We start from the raw sequence: 14521 nt of genomic DNA, 5'->3' as shown, positions 1-14521 counted from the left end.
ATTTACATTTCATCGTTAAGCCACTTCAATTAATTTTTCTTATTCGTAATTATTTACTTCAAATTCACTTCAATATCTTTAATTTGTTTACTATCTATGACTTCCCCCATATGTTTGAATTTTAATTTAGATCTTAAATCAAGGTTATAAAAGCTGCCATCTTTCAAGTTAATTTTAATCTTGCCATCTTTTGATTTTGTTTTATAAAGACCATATTTTTCAATTAGATGTTTTCTTAACTTAAAATCTAATTCTTTTAGTGATATTTCTTCTTTTTTAATATCATAAGGGTAACCTTTCACAAAAGCATCTTCACCATTTTCTTTTGTAACATTTAATAATGGTGCACTAACAAACCCAGGTGTTTTATTCGACTTTGTTACGCCACCAACAGTATATGATATGTCGTGCTTGTCTCTTTTTTCTTGAACAAAAAACACATCTAAGCCTGTATGTCTTCGCTGTTGATATTTACGGTACTCATCTCCAGGCAATAATACTTGAGTCTTCATACCTCTATATTTAAAACGTAAGTTATTTTTACCATGTCTCAAAGCATTAATGTTTTTCATTTCCTTAAAGTTTCCACTGTAGTATCGGTGTAATGCTTCTTTATCATGTTTGTTTACTGACTTTTGATTTTGTTTAGCATGACCTGAATAAGCCTCTGTTGTTAAAGTTCCTGTTGTTAAAATCCCTAATGCTAATGTTGCTTTTGCTAATGCTGTCAATTTCATATTTATTTACTCCAATCTTAATGTATTGGATTGTTTTATTACGTAATTTGAATCATACACTCTAATTATAACGTCCATCGTTTAATGCGATAATTAACCTCAATTTAAATATACGTGAATTATTATTAATGAAAAACAAATATATTTTAATGGCCAGATTAATTAACTTTCACTCTTTACATGTGGTTGTTTTTCTGGATCATTGTTTACTACAACAAATGTTGATACTCTGTTCTGCACTTTGAAATGCAAAAAACAACTTAACAACATTAATGTATTTAACACAGTTCCTTATTTAAGGACATGCATGTCAATTCACATTTTGTTGTTAAGTCGCTTCTTAATCTATTATGCTATTATGCTTAATTAATTCAAATTCACTTCAATATTTTTAATTTGCTTACTATCCATTACATCAAACATACGATCAAAACTTAATTTTTCACTTAAATCAATTACATATTTCTTTTCGTCTTTCATATTAATAACGATTCTACCTTTATCTGACGCGCCTTTATACAATCTATATTTTTCGACTAACATTTTTCTTATTTTAAAATCAAGTTCTTTCAACGATACTTCTTCCTTTTGAATAAAGAACAACTCATTTACCGAAAAGCCATGTTTAGGATCGATTTTTTTAACTAGTAAACCTGGATGACTTACAAAGCCAAACACGGGTCTCACATTTTTCTTTGTTATACCGCCAACGCTATATATGCCACCTTTAGTATCTATTAATTCAGGTACTGCAAAGACATCAAGACCATGCGTTTTTTCTTTATATTTATTTTTATCATCACCAAGTAGAAATACTTTGAAGTTTTTATTTCGATGGTTAAAGTTTAAAACGTTAGAACCATAATAATCTTCACTTTTAACACTAATGTTTGTTGGTTCATAGCTTTCTTCAGAATAGTAATCTTTTAACATATAGATATAGTATTTGCGTTGTGTCTCATCAAGTTCTACTTTCGCGTGAACGGCTTTACTTTCTGCTGTAAACACACCTGTAGTTAATATTCCTAATGCTAATGTTGCTTTTGCTAATGCTGTCAATTTCATATTTATTTACTCCAATCTTAATGTATTGGATTGTTATGATTACGTAATTTGAAACATCTGCCTTTATTATAAAGTGCATCGAAACAAACTGACATTAACGTGCGTTTAAATAACTTTGAATCATTGTTAATGAACATCTAAGTAATATTCAAAGCACATAGCTTTCACGTCTAATTTGGTTTTTTTAGTATACTCGTGACCTGCGTTATTAAATATAAAAAACAGCCGAACGACGGCGTTACTTTAAACACGCTCCTCTTGTAGGATATGCGTATTTATTCAACGTTTCATCGTTAAGCTGCTTCAAAATTTATTACTTTAAAGTCATTGATTGCTTACTTTAAATTTGGTTAATAGTTACTGCTATACCTCTAATGTCTTTACTATTCAACACATCGCCCATGCGCTCGAATTGCAATTTATCACTTAAATCAATTTCTACTTTATTTTCGTCTTTCAAATTGATAATGATTTTACCGTATTTAGATGTACCTTTATATAATCCGTAATTATTAACTAATTGTTGTCTAATTTTGAAATCAAGTTCTTTTAATGAGATTTCTTCTTTTTGGATTAAAAATGAGTCAATTGATGCATGTAAATCTCCGCCATCAACTTTATTAACAACTAATTGTGTTTTAGTTTCAGAAGTTTTGTTATTGTTCTTCGTTACACCACCAACAGTAGATAGTCTGCCGTTTGGATCAATTAATTCTTGTACTACAAAGACATTTTGACCTTGAAGACCTTCTTTATATTCTTCTTTATCTTTTCCTAATAAGAATAATTGGTGATTTTGATCTTTTTGGTTAAAGCGTACAACGTTAGAACCATTGTAGTTTTCAACCTTACCGCTAATATTACTATATTCAAAACTTGGTGCTGAGTAGTATCGATGTAAATCTCTAATATCATGTAAATGTTGTACTCTCTCTTGCTTTTCTGCCGCTTTTACTGCTTGACCTTCTGATGTAATGACACCAGTAGTTAATAAACCTAATGCTAATGTTGCTTTAGCTAACGTTTTTAATTTCATAGTATTATTCTCCCAATCTATTTTTAAAATTTAACTTAATATATGCTTATATGATTAATTCAATTACGTAATACGAACAATCTACTATCATTATATAAGCCGGATATTGCGCTATGAATTAACCACTTTTTAACTATTCATGAACCAACGTTAAGCTAATTAATGGATTCCTAACAGTATTAATCATTTTTTATAACACTATGCTAATTTTTTTCACCATTAACACTTTCCTTCAATTTAATTATGTTTTCCACATTGTTTCACGTCACTAATGCGACACCGTGCGACTATAGGTATCAACTATTTTTACAAGTTTTATTGTCGTTATTATCTTTCATCAACCCGCTTCATTTCCGATCATAACGACACAAAAAAGAAGCTAAGCAACCTATGCTGCCTAACTCCTCTATACTATCCATATTTTACTATTATCCATGTTTTATTGAATTATCTAATATTGGCTTCTATTTTCTCAATATTTCTACCGTCAATGACGTCACTCATGCGGTTTGTTTGTAACTTTTTATTGAGTTCAAACGTATAATAGCCGCCATCTTTCATTATCACTTTTATCTTGCTGTCTTTAGGAAACTTTTTATACAGATCAAAATTTTGAATTAAATACTGTCTCAATTTAAAATCCAATTCTTTAAGTGATACTTCTTCTTTATAAATGTAGTGTACTCTACCGTACGTAGCAATACCGTCACCTTCATCTCTCTTGATTTGGAATCTTGGTGCGTTTATATAATCATAATAGGCGCCTTGATTTTTCTTAGTAACACCACCATACGAATAAACTGTACCATTACGGTTTTCCGCTTCTTTAACAACAAATATGTCTAATCCCGGATTTTTGCGTGCTTTAAATCTTTCAATATCTTTACCAAATATCTGTACTCTTGTGAACTTTCTATTTTTATCAATGACAAGGTAGTGTCTACCGCCTTTACTATAGTGATAACCGATAACATTTTTAAGCGCTTTACTTTCACCACTATAGTAGTCTCTTAAGTCAAAGATATCTTTTGTCACATTTTCATATTTTGCTTCATGTTCACTCGCATTTACAGTTTGAGCCGTTGATGTTATAACCCCAGTTGCTAAAATACTTAGAGCTAAACTGGCTTTCACAATTGTTCTTATTTTCATAGTTGTATGCTCCAATCGTAATTATTAGACTTGTTCGATTACGTTTATTGAATCACACAGCTTTATTATAGTTGGCGTATGACTCTATTCACATTAAACCTTGTTTAACTAAATTTGAATCATCGTTAATTAAATTAAGGAATCCATAATGTTCGTTAAATAAAAATGACTTTTGTTGTACTTCAACGCTTGATAGATTGGGATTTTTAGACACATTTAGGACATAAGTATGTTATGTGTGGTCAACATCAAATATTCGTCTTCTTATATCACTGCGCAACACGAAAGAAGCTGAGCAACATGTAAATAGTTGTCACTCAACTTCTCGGCACATCGTTCATAGGTTCTATGCAGTATCCATCACGATGATTTTAGATTCACTTCAATTCTGTCGATACTAGTGCCATCTATGACATCTGCCATGCGATGTTCTTGTAATTTTTTGTGTAATTCAAACGTGTACTTCCCACCATTTTTCGTTTTAATAACAATTGTTCCTGAACCAATATTACCGTACAGATTATGTTGTTCAATGAGTTGCTTTCTCAATTTAAAATCAAGCTCTTTCAAGGAAATCTCTTCTTTAGTAATCTTGTATTCTGAATCATCGCGTGAGATTTTGCCTTTCTCATCTTCTTTAGTAATACTGATTCTTGCTTTGTGATCAACTTTTTTACTATTCGTCTTCGTGATACCCCCGACAGAATATTTTTTTAATTGATATTTATTGTCCTCTAAAACGATAAATACATCAATATTATCGTATGGCCCATCTTTATATTTCTTATCGTCTTTTCCAACTAAAGCTATTTTATAAATGAACCAATCTGGTATAACATTCATAAACCTAACTGTCGTCCATGGTTTCAGCATAAAACCAAATTGCTTTTCGAATTCTAAACTCGGTTTCGTATAATATGTTCTTAAATCCTTATATTTAGGGTTTATTTCCTTTTGTGCTTGTTTTGTGGTAGGCGATTGCGGTTGTTGTGTTTCTACACTAGATGAAGGCGATGTTGATGCGTTTGGTGTTGATTGTGGTGATTGCGGTTGTGCATTTGGTAAAGGCTGAGTTGTTCCGCTTGGTGTTGGTTGAGTTGCCTTTTGTGTGTTAGATTTTGGCGTCTGTTCTGTTTTAATTGAAGGCGATGTTGATACTTTTTCTGTATTAGACTTTGATGCCTGTTCAGTATTAGCCGTACGATTTTGTTCTGCGTTCACTGCTTGCGTTGTCGTTGTGACTGCACTTGATGATACGTTTATCTTTGCTAACTGTCCTGCTTTAAGTGCTGATGCTACTTCTGCATTGGCCGATTGCGTTGTTACTATACTTGCACCTGTTGTTACAAGCCCTAACGCTAAACTCGCTTTCGCAATTGTTCTTATTTTCATAGTTGTATGCTCCAATCGTAATTATATTCGATTGTTCTTTACGTAATTAGAATCATACAACTTCATTATAGAGGACATATTGGTCTATTCACATTAACCCTCGTTTAACAATTGTTGAAGTATTATTAAGTCATTTAAGCAAAAAATAATGAGTACTTTCGAGGTTTATGTGGTGTTACTACGTATCATTGAAATGATTTTAAGACATAAAAAAGAAGTTAAGTAACGTTTTATCATCACTTAACCTCTCTATTGCAATTTCAATTCATTACGACGACCAGTCTAAGCATTATGCTTTTTTAACTATAACTTCAATTCTGTCAATATCTGTGACTTTAATGATATCGGCCATTCGGTCTTCTTGTAACTTTTTATCTAATTCAAATGTATACTTGCCATAGTATTTCATTTTAACAGTAACTGTTCCTGAACTCATTTCACCGTAAAGACCATAATGATCGATAAGATGTTTTCTTATTTTAAAATCGACCTCTTTCAATGTCATTGCTTCTTTATCTATTTTAAATGGGAAAAAGTCATAATCATATTCACCAGTATGATCTTCTTTAATAACTCTTGCTTCTGCTATTTGGTCAACAGCTTTATCGCTTGCTTCTGTGATACCACCAATAGAGTACTTTGAACCTTCAAATCTCTTATCCTCATTAACATAAAAAATATCAAGGTTACGATGTACACCCGTATGATAGTGTTGCTTATCTTTGCCAACTAAAGCTAGATTATTAACTGTATTACCTTCTATAATATTCATAAATTTAGTACCTGCTTTAGGTTGAATACTACTGATATAACCTGTCACATTTTTATATTCAACACTCGGTTGAGTATAGTACGCTTTTAAATTTTTACTATTTTGGCTTACTTGAATAGGTTTATTTTCGGCATGCACCGGTTGTTCCGTTACAGTATTTACACCTGTAGCTAAAATACCCAAGACTAAACTTACTTTTGCAATTGATTTCATTTTCATAGTTGTATGCTCCAATATATTAGATTAGATTGTTTTATTACGTAAATTGAATCATACAACCATATTATAGGAGCTGTATTCTGATATTCACATTAACCCTTTTTTAACTATTCATAAAATATGATTAAGCTAGTTAAGTAAAAGATAATGCGTGGTGCGACTGTTTGTGTGAGTTTTGTAACTTTGACCCTCAAAAAAAGAAGCTAAGCAACAGTACGTCGCTTAACTTCCATATATTCCAAAACAAGTGCTATTCAGCGTAGTGCTTTGTTGTTAGAAAGTATTATTTCATTTCTACTAGAATTTTTTGTATTTGTTTGCCGTCTACTGACTGACCCATACGCTCTTTTTCAAGTTTTTGACTTAAATCGATTGTATGTGTTGTGCCATCATTCATTGTAATTGTAATTTGACCTTGTTTAAGACCTTTTGAATACAAGCCGTGATGTTTGATTGCACGTTCTCTTAATCTATAATCAAGTTCTTTTAGCGAAATGTCTTCTTTATAAATTTGGTATAGACTACTTTGTGGTTCTTCTTTACCTTTCTTGATTTCAAGGATTGGTGTGTGTATATAGTCATAATACACTCCTCGATTAGTTTTTGTTACGCCACCAATCGAATGATTATCAGCTTGTCTACCGTTTCCTTCTCTAACGACAAACACATCTATATCTGGATTAACTTCTTCATTATATTTATCTTTATCAGAACCAACTAAAGATATTTTATTATATTGTCCATTGTATATAAAATCAATGAATCTATCTTTACCTTCAACAAATCCATATCCAGTTACTTTTTTATATTCAAAACTTGGTCCACTATAATAAAGTTTTAAATCAGCCTCACTTTGTTGTTTAACTTCTGCTTTCGCTTGTACTGATTGTACATTCGATGTAATTACACCTGTTGCTAACATTCCCAATGCTAAACTTGCTTTTGCTATCGCTTTAAATTTCATAATTTTTAGCCCCAATCTATTTAAATTTGATTTTTCAATTACGTAATATGAACAATCTACCTACATTATATTGAGGCGCTATCCCCTTTCAAATTAAACCTCATTTAACTAAACTTGAATCATTGTTAAGGTAATTAATAAAATGCTAACTGTTATTAATCAATTCTTATCCGTCGAGACTCTTTTTTATACAATTCACACTTTATACCATTTTAATTTTAAAAACTGTAAAACTTTTAGACACAAAAATGACACCATATCGTCGCAGTACCATGTCAAAAATTTCAAAGATCATGGTGACACACATCAACTAAAACGCGTCATTACGGTATTTTCAACATTAATAACATATACGTATTTACTATACACGACGACAATAAATACAGATTACAATTTTTTATAAAATCAAATGTTTTGAAAACCATCGAATAAGTATTATGTTATGTATATAAAGATTAGGAGATGAAGTGAATGAATATTATGTTAACAGGTGCTACAGGTCATTTAGGCACACATATTACAAATCAAGCCATTGCAAATCACATAGATCATTTTCACATTGGTGTTAGAAATGTTGAGAAAGTTCCAGAAGATTGGCGTGGAAAAGTTTCTGTTCGACAATTAGATTATTTTAATCAAGAAAGCATGGTAGAAGCATTTAAAGGAATGGATACCGTTGTGTTTATTCCAAGTATTATCCATCCATCATTCAAACGTATTCCTGAAGTGGAAAATTTAGTATATGCTGCAAAGCAATGTGGCGTTGCTCATATCATTTTCATAGGTTATTACGCAGATCAGCATAATAATCCATTCCATATGAGTCCTTATTTTGGTTATGCAGCACGTCTATTGGCAACAAGTGGCATTGACTATACCTATGTAAGAATGGCAATGTACATGGATCCACTTAAACCATATTTACCAGAATTGATGAATATGCATAAACTGATTTATCCAGCTGGTGATGGTCGTATTAATTATATTACTAGAAATGATATTGCTAGAGGCGTCATTGCTATTATTAAAAATCCAGATACTTGGGGCAAATGTTATTTATTATCAGGCTACAGTTATGATATGAAAGAACTTGCTGCTATTTTATCTGAGGCATCAGGCACAGAAATTAAATATGAACCCGTTTCATTAGAGACATTTGCAAAAATGTACGATGAACCTAAAGGCTTTGGTGCATTATTGGCATCAATGTACGACGCAGGAGCAAGAGGACTATTAGACCAAGAATCCAATGATTTCCAACAATTAGTCAATGATCAACCACAGACACTACAATCATTTTTACAAGAAAATATTTAATACTAAAGGAGCGTTACAGTGAATATCATCTCGATAATTTTAATCATATTTGTGGCATTAGAATTTTTCTATATTATGTACCTTGAAACGATTGCTACAACTTCCAAAAAGACTAGCGAGACATTTAATATAAGCGTCGATAAATTGAAAGACAAAAATATTAACGTACTTTTGAAGAATCAAGGCGTATATAATGGTTTAATCGGAGTTTTGCTAATATACGGTTTGTTTATCAGCAGTAATCCAAAAGAAATATGCGCAGCTATTTTAGTGTATATCATTGGCGTTGCTATTTATGGTGGCCTTTCAAGCAATATTAGTATCTTTTTCAAACAAGGTACGTTGCCAGTATTGGCACTCATTTCAATGCTTTGGTAAGTATTGGTGTTTTGGGGTTTGGAGATTTAGTCTGGGGTTGAGAGTTTGAGCGATTTGGGTGATTTAGGTGTGGACTTTAGACCCAGAGTATTTCAACCTAATTATTTCAAGCAGAGGTGACAGTAGCGTTGCCTCTGTTTCTATATGGAAAAATGATTTAATGAAGAAAATTCATATCTGTTTTAATTTTTAGCTGATAAATACTCCATATATTAGAATGGCTACTTTATCTATTGCATCAATACTTTAAAACAAAAAAACCATGATTTCGAAATTCCCGTATGGTGGGGTTCCTACTTTCATGGGTCAGTTAACAAAATTATCACTATCAGTTTATAATTTCAATATTATTAACAATATATGTAGTCGCAAAAGGAATGAGGACATGAGGACTTTGGTGTTGATTGGCATTACATAACGCTTCCAAACAAATTATTCGGTAACAATAAGAAACTATTTACACAAATTATTATACATAGTAAAATTATTTTATAAACTTTAAATCCAATTGTACAAGGAGTGAATATCATGGTACCAGAAGAAAAAGGTTCTATTACTTTGTCAAAAGAAGCTGCTATCATATTTGCAACCGCAAAATTCAAACCATTTAAGAACAGAATTAAAAATAACCCACTAAAAACAAATCCATTTCTTAAATTACATGAAAACAAAAAATCTTAATAACTTTATTTATAGCATTTCTAATCTCAGAAATGCTATAAAGGACAACGCCCTCTTTCATAACTATATAAGTCAAGAAACCAAGACATTTCAAACATCTTTAAACCCTTCAATAGCACATTCCCTAAAACATAAAGCAATAACAATGAACGATCAAAATTCCTTCCGTACGTATTTAATTATAGATAAATCAGACCTTGAAATAATGGGATACTTCTGCTTAAAAATTATAAATATAAAGCTTGAAAAAGACGTTAGTGGAAAAACGAAAAGAAAAATCTCGTCTGATGCTAAAAAGAATGGAGAATTTCAAGCATTATTAATAACTAAATTAGATAGGAGCGATAAACACAAAAAGCATATACCAGGAGAAATTGTAATGGACTATGCCTTATCTATTGCTTCTGAAATTTATGATCGTACTGCACTAAGACATATTTGTGTTGATTGGTATGATAATAAGAATTTGAAAGAATTTTATTGCAATAATTGTGGATTTAAAATATACCAAGAAAAAATAACTAAAAAAGGAAAACTTATTTCCGCATTTTACAAGCTTAAGTAAGGGTTTAAACAGATTATGTATGACTATTTTAGACAATTCAAAACAACGTAAAAATAAAAACCTCGGTTATTTCAAGAATTATAAAAGACGGAGTTGCTGAAGAATATTTCAAATCTGTAGGTTCGTAAACTTTACCTAGACATATAAAATATATACCATATTACGCATGCTTTTTTATTTGCACGTTACTTGCACGTTATTTTCGCTAGACAAATTCATTACCAAATAAATACGACCTAATCCTTGTTTTTAAAGGGATTTAGGTCGTTTTTTTACTTGCACGTTACTTGCACGTTATTTTCGCTTCATAAGTAAATTAGATTAAAAAAAGGACACTACTCACTTTTCATATGCTATCACAATTAGGTTTTGGGCAAAAAACGTATTTTCATCTTTTTTTGAAACGAATGAACTTAACTAAATATAGTATATAAGCGATAAATATAAACAGATTTGAAATTAATATTTGCGTCGTGCTGATATTACCAAATTTTATACTAATTATCACCCATGATATTATTACTAAAAAATAAGAACGAACATACCCATATATTAAAAAATTTTTTCATGGTATCACTCCTACACTATTAGCAGAATGTGGCTCCACCGGTTAGACCACCGCCGACAGCACCACCAACAGCTCCAACTACGCCTCCACTAACTGTCCCAATTACTGGAATAGTAACTGTTCCTACTCCTGCACCTGCAAGACCTAAAGTAGTGCCTCCTGTCACTGCGCCACCCGCTATACCAGAAACGCATTTCCCTACTCCACGTTCTTTTTGTGTTTTCTGCACATAAAAACCTAATTTATCGTCTTTTTCAAAATAAATTAACGTAACTTTTTTACCATTTTTATCTTTTGCAGTTGATGGCAAAATTTCCTTTTTACCAGTCTTTACATCTTTTAGTGTTGCCACTCCGAACTCCTTTTATATATAAAGAAAGAACCCCACATATACTCAAAAAGCATAATAGAGTTCTCTACATAATCTATAGACTCATTGTAACCTTTTACAATATACAAGTAAATAAATCAAATAAACCTTTTCATTTTTAGTAAGTTTTTATTTCTCCGAAAAATTTTATTAAACGATATGCATGATTTCAATCTAGATTGATTTTTCAATTACTTATCGACCTTTCCATAAACTATGTCATTTTCTTACATATGTTTCAATCTTCAACCAATCTCAAAGATAGATTGGTCCTCGATGTTTGAAGTCGTGTTTCACGACGCCACATTTACGATTAACATATCTAGTTATACAAATTCATCTTCCACTGTAACAGTCGCGTTTCTCACCGCATAATAATCTCTAACAACCTTAATGGATTTAAATAAATTAACGACTCTTAACAGTTAAGAATAATATTCTGACACTTATGCAAAACAATTAAATTTAATAGCAATCTCTTCTAAACTATTTTATGAACGGGATGACAATATGGTAATCAAGTTCATGTGAAAAATTTATTAGTTACTGGCTACACAACTGGAATTTTGAAAATCATAGGGCTAATGTTATTTGCTGTAGCAATTTTTTCACTAACTATTTATTTTGCTTATATAATGGAATCTTTACTTTTTGGGTTCTTACAAACAGTCACTTCATTAGTACTTTTAATATGTTCACTTGTATTAGCTTGGACTTCTTTCATAGTTACATTACTTTTAATAATTGTGTTAAGTGGCATTTTCTATTTTGGTGCAAACGATTAATTAAATTATTAAATGCTAGTTATACGAATTAGGACCTTTCACTCACTTTGTTTTTTAATGATTATTTACTTATATTTCAAACATTTGGTTTTGCAAATTCACTATTAAAGGAGATAAATGTATAATGAAAATCACAAAAACTATTGGTTCACTAGTCTTGACTGCCGTTTTATTAACGTCTGTTTCACCTTTAACTAACGCAAATGAAATACAGACAAACAATACAAAAACTGCTCACCAAAGTTATGAAAATATAAATGGTGTGAAAATTAATCGCAATCCAAACTTGCCAATGAATCCAGAAGCACAACAACGAATTGGCGGAACAAAAGTAGTTAAAACTGCTATAAAGCTAATTATTAATAATAGGGGCAAAGCAAAAAATGTCATACAACAAGTTGGCGGCAAAAAAGCTGCAACTATTTTTGATAAAGGGTATTCAGGTATTGTAAAAGAATTGAAACCATTGCTAAAATGGTCAGAAGTACCAGCTAACGCTGTCGGTGATGCAGTTAAACGAGGCGCAATAAATGCCGGTCTAAGTAAAGGTGATGCTGGAATAATCTCAACTGTAGTCAAAGAAGCCATTGCATGGTTATTCTAAAATGATAAAGGAGTGTTTCATATGCTTGAAGATAACGGCGATATCAGATTGCTATATCAATCAATAGAAGAACTTGCTTCAGTTTTGGGTCAAAGTCAATTCGAAACTAAAACTGTCAGCTTAATATTTGTACAAATGGACTTAAGATATAGTGTTTTCGAAAAAGTGCAAACTGATTTTATGAAGTATTTAGCACATAAAAATTCTGATGAAATAAAATATATAGACTTAATCAAAATAATAGAAAATGCATTACCTGAAGATAAAGAACTTAGTATCAATGTGATTAATTCCATTATTATTGGTTTCGCTAATAACTATTACCCAATATTGCAAAGTTTAGTACCGGAAATACAAAGTAGTTATGGCATAACCATAAATAAAAATTTCAATATAGATAGTATAGATTTTTAAATACTATTTAATAAGAATAGGAAACCGATCCCAGGACATAAAATCCAAATCGTAGGCTCTACAATCTTATATTGGTAGTAGTTGACTGCGGAGCCCCAACATAAAGAAATTGGTACGCCAATTTCTACAGATATAACTCCCATCATTTCATCACATGATGTTGCCCATACCAATCGCACCAAAAAAGGCTAGAAACCGCGTAATAACGGTACTTCTAGCCTATCATTTGCTATATATAATTATTCCCACTCGATGACAAGAGTACTTTTCGTTAATTTGTACCAGTTTATAACTATTGATATATCAAGATTTTTAATGCTCTATACTTCTCAACAGTTCATGTCACTGCATAATTTACGTATTCATTGCCTACAACGTATGAGATGATATATCAAATCAACTCTACAAGGTTGTAAAATATCAACATTGAAAGCAAGGTACATTTACTCATTATTTGTGGCGGATAAAAGATAAATGCTTTTTATTACTCCTATAAAATAAACCGACCATATTATAATTCAACATTTTTATAAATATAGTGTTATTTAAAAATCTTTCTAACTACAACACAGGGCATTATTCAGCGTAAAAAGACAATCACTTAGTTATTAGTGTGCGCTATTTTTTATTTAGTTATTTTAAAGTAAGAAAGGTTATTTTCAATAACTCCTAACCTAGAAAGTTTAATAAAGTTATGTTCTGAACATTTATTCTCTATCTTAGTTAGAGTCTCATTCCATTCAATAATATTATTTTCTGGCATACTCATAAATATTTTCTTCATAGCTAATAAAAATGTAACTAACCTTTGCTGATATTTATACTTTTCTATATTTACATACATTTCCTCATCACTATGATGTTTTGCACAGGTGTTTGTAAAATTAATTCCATAAATTATATCTGTGTGAGCTATTCTATTTCTCAAAAACCTGATACTATTCAACCATGCACACAATAACTTTTCTGGAAGTTTTATGCTTATACCAGTATTTTTTTCTATTAAATTTTCAATTCGCTTACTTACTTTATTTCTATAAGTTGGTAATGTAGTTCTATAAAAAGTAGACAAATCTCCAAAACTAAAATTTTGGAATAAAACCCAAGCTGGTATAATATTGTATTTTCTAATATTATGTTTAACGTTATCGTTACTTTTCTTTTTTTCTATAGCTCTCCAAAAAACATTTTGTAACCTATTGAACTCTTTTAGCTTTTTGGCAGAATATTTATACTCATCATTAACTTTCTCAAAATACAAATCTTTATCTAAATAGAACAGTGTCGAAGGCTTGTTATTATATTCAATTTCTAACATATATACTTCTAAAATAATATTTCTTATATGAGTTTCCAACATATTTACTAAACTAAATGAATCGTCTACACTTAATTGGACAAATTCTATGAGAATAGATATTGTTAATTTAAGAAAGTAGGCGATTTTATTATGACAAGAGAAAGAAGATCATTTAGTTCAGAGTTTAAGTTACAAATGGTTA

At 30.8% G+C, this 14521-nt stretch carries 15 protein-coding genes; 6 read left to right on the top strand and 9 right to left on the bottom strand.

All coding sequences use genetic code 11. The annotated features are described in order from the left end of the window. Positions 1–53: 53 nt before the first annotated feature. The 7 genes from IDG65_RS08130 to IDG65_RS08100 form a co-directional block, all read right to left on the bottom strand. A complete protein-coding gene (locus IDG65_RS08130; RefSeq protein WP_000778498.1) occupies positions 54–737 on the bottom strand; it encodes a superantigen-like protein SSL10 in 684 nt (227 codons plus the stop codon). 366 nt (positions 738–1103) lie between these two features. Continuing rightward, entirely contained in the window at positions 1104–1802 is a 699-nt protein-coding gene (locus IDG65_RS08125; RefSeq protein ID WP_000778502.1) for a superantigen-like protein SSL9, read from the bottom strand. A 340-nt stretch (positions 1803–2142) separates the two neighbouring features. Further along, a complete protein-coding gene (locus tag IDG65_RS08120) occupies positions 2143–2838 on the bottom strand; it encodes a superantigen-like protein SSL7 (protein WP_000769824.1) in 696 nt (231 codons plus the stop codon). A gap of 447 nt (positions 2839–3285) precedes the next feature. Beyond that, positions 3286–3990: a superantigen-like protein SSL5 gene (locus IDG65_RS08115; RefSeq protein WP_000702720.1), complete on the bottom strand. Its 705-nt coding sequence runs from the start codon at positions 3988–3990 to the stop codon at positions 3286–3288. Positions 3991–4350: 360 nt separating this feature from the next. Continuing rightward, positions 4351–5382 (bottom strand): superantigen-like protein SSL3, encoded by a 1032-nt coding sequence (locus IDG65_RS08110; RefSeq protein WP_000702717.1) that lies wholly within the window; start codon positions 5380–5382, stop codon positions 4351–4353. A gap of 289 nt (positions 5383–5671) precedes the next feature. Beyond that, a complete protein-coding gene (locus tag IDG65_RS08105) occupies positions 5672–6373 on the bottom strand; it encodes a superantigen-like protein SSL2 (RefSeq protein ID WP_000782836.1) in 702 nt (233 codons plus the stop codon). A gap of 283 nt (positions 6374–6656) precedes the next feature. After that, complete coding sequence (locus tag IDG65_RS08100) at positions 6657–7337, bottom strand: superantigen-like protein SSL1 (protein ID WP_000669003.1); 681 nt, start codon at positions 7335–7337, stop codon at positions 6657–6659. Between the two features lie 471 nt (positions 7338–7808). Here IDG65_RS08100 and IDG65_RS08095 point away from each other — a divergent pair, with 471 nt between their 5' ends. The 4 genes from IDG65_RS08095 (at position 7809) to IDG65_RS14840 (ending at position 10278) form a co-directional block, all read left to right on the top strand. After that, a complete protein-coding gene (locus IDG65_RS08095; RefSeq protein WP_001024383.1) occupies positions 7809–8654 on the top strand; it encodes an SDR family oxidoreductase in 846 nt (281 codons plus the stop codon). An 18-nt stretch (positions 8655–8672) separates the two neighbouring features. Next, positions 8673–9032, top strand: a complete 360-nt coding sequence (locus IDG65_RS08090) for a DUF1304 domain-containing protein (RefSeq protein WP_001021572.1) — start codon at positions 8673–8675, stop codon at positions 9030–9032. A 528-nt stretch (positions 9033–9560) separates the two neighbouring features. Further along, positions 9561–9713 carry a hypothetical protein gene (locus tag IDG65_RS08085; protein ID WP_000248844.1) on the top strand — a complete coding sequence of 51 codons (153 nt, stop codon included), beginning with the start codon at positions 9561–9563 and terminating at the stop codon, positions 9711–9713. Positions 9714–9858: 145 nt separating this feature from the next. Further along, positions 9859–10278, top strand: a complete 420-nt coding sequence (locus IDG65_RS14840; RefSeq protein WP_223289616.1) for a hypothetical protein — start codon at positions 9859–9861, stop codon at positions 10276–10278. A 587-nt stretch (positions 10279–10865) separates the two neighbouring features. Here the strand turns inward: IDG65_RS14840 and IDG65_RS08075 are convergent. Further along, positions 10866–11198, bottom strand: a complete 333-nt coding sequence (locus IDG65_RS08075; RefSeq protein ID WP_000212548.1) for a hypothetical protein — start codon at positions 11196–11198, stop codon at positions 10866–10868. Between the two features lie 927 nt (positions 11199–12125). Between IDG65_RS08075 and IDG65_RS08070 the strand changes: the two genes are divergently transcribed. Continuing rightward, the gene (locus IDG65_RS08070; RefSeq protein ID WP_000705125.1) at positions 12126–12605 is read left to right on the top strand and encodes a hypothetical protein; all 480 of its coding nucleotides are present in this window, start codon (positions 12126–12128) and stop codon (positions 12603–12605) included. 21 nt (positions 12606–12626) lie between these two features. Continuing rightward, positions 12627–13019 carry a hypothetical protein gene (locus tag IDG65_RS08065; protein WP_000888757.1) on the top strand — a complete coding sequence of 131 codons (393 nt, stop codon included), beginning with the start codon at positions 12627–12629 and terminating at the stop codon, positions 13017–13019. Positions 13020–13644: 625 nt separating this feature from the next. On the opposite strand, the gene IDG65_RS08060 is transcribed toward IDG65_RS08065, so the two are convergent. After that, on the bottom strand, positions 13645–14337 hold the full coding sequence (locus tag IDG65_RS08060; RefSeq protein WP_230401019.1) for an Abi family protein: 693 nt from the start codon (positions 14335–14337) through the stop codon (positions 13645–13647). Positions 14338–14521: the final 184 nt, after the last annotated feature.

Origin of the sequence: Staphylococcus sp. EG-SA-17 (assembly GCF_017151845.1) — a bacterium.
Taxonomy (GTDB): Bacteria; Bacillota; Bacilli; order Staphylococcales; family Staphylococcaceae; genus Staphylococcus; species Staphylococcus aureus.
The sequence above is the reverse complement of the archived record's forward strand: the minus strand, read 5'-3'. Positions and strand labels throughout refer to the sequence as shown.

Excerpts from the sequence above, each read along its gene's own strand:
- IDG65_RS08070 (WP_000705125.1), top strand. The coding sequence starts at position 12,126 with ATGAAAATCACAAAAACTATTGGTTCACTAGTCTTGACTGCCGTTTTA.
- IDG65_RS08085 (WP_000248844.1), top strand. The coding sequence starts at position 9,561 with ATGGTACCAGAAGAAAAAGGTTCTATTACTTTGTCAAAAGAAGCTGCT.
- IDG65_RS08130 (WP_000778498.1), bottom strand. The coding sequence starts at position 737 with ATGAAATTGACAGCATTAGCAAAAGCAACATTAGCATTAGGGATTTTA.
- IDG65_RS08065 (WP_000888757.1), top strand. The coding sequence starts at position 12,627 with ATGCTTGAAGATAACGGCGATATCAGATTGCTATATCAATCAATAGAA.
- IDG65_RS14840 (WP_223289616.1), top strand. The coding sequence starts at position 9,859 with ATGAACGATCAAAATTCCTTCCGTACGTATTTAATTATAGATAAATCA.
- IDG65_RS08125 (WP_000778502.1), bottom strand. The coding sequence starts at position 1,802 with ATGAAATTGACAGCATTAGCAAAAGCAACATTAGCATTAGGAATATTA.
- IDG65_RS08120 (WP_000769824.1), bottom strand. The coding sequence starts at position 2,838 with ATGAAATTAAAAACGTTAGCTAAAGCAACATTAGCATTAGGTTTATTA.
- IDG65_RS08095 (WP_001024383.1), top strand. The coding sequence starts at position 7,809 with ATGAATATTATGTTAACAGGTGCTACAGGTCATTTAGGCACACATATT.
- IDG65_RS08060 (WP_230401019.1), bottom strand. The coding sequence starts at position 14,337 with ATGTTAGAAATTGAATATAATAACAAGCCTTCGACACTGTTCTATTTA.
- IDG65_RS08115 (WP_000702720.1), bottom strand. The coding sequence starts at position 3,990 with ATGAAAATAAGAACAATTGTGAAAGCCAGTTTAGCTCTAAGTATTTTA.
- IDG65_RS08100 (WP_000669003.1), bottom strand. The coding sequence starts at position 7,337 with ATGAAATTTAAAGCGATAGCAAAAGCAAGTTTAGCATTGGGAATGTTA.
- IDG65_RS08105 (WP_000782836.1), bottom strand. The coding sequence starts at position 6,373 with ATGAAAATGAAATCAATTGCAAAAGTAAGTTTAGTCTTGGGTATTTTA.
- IDG65_RS08110 (WP_000702717.1), bottom strand. The coding sequence starts at position 5,382 with ATGAAAATAAGAACAATTGCGAAAGCGAGTTTAGCGTTAGGGCTTGTA.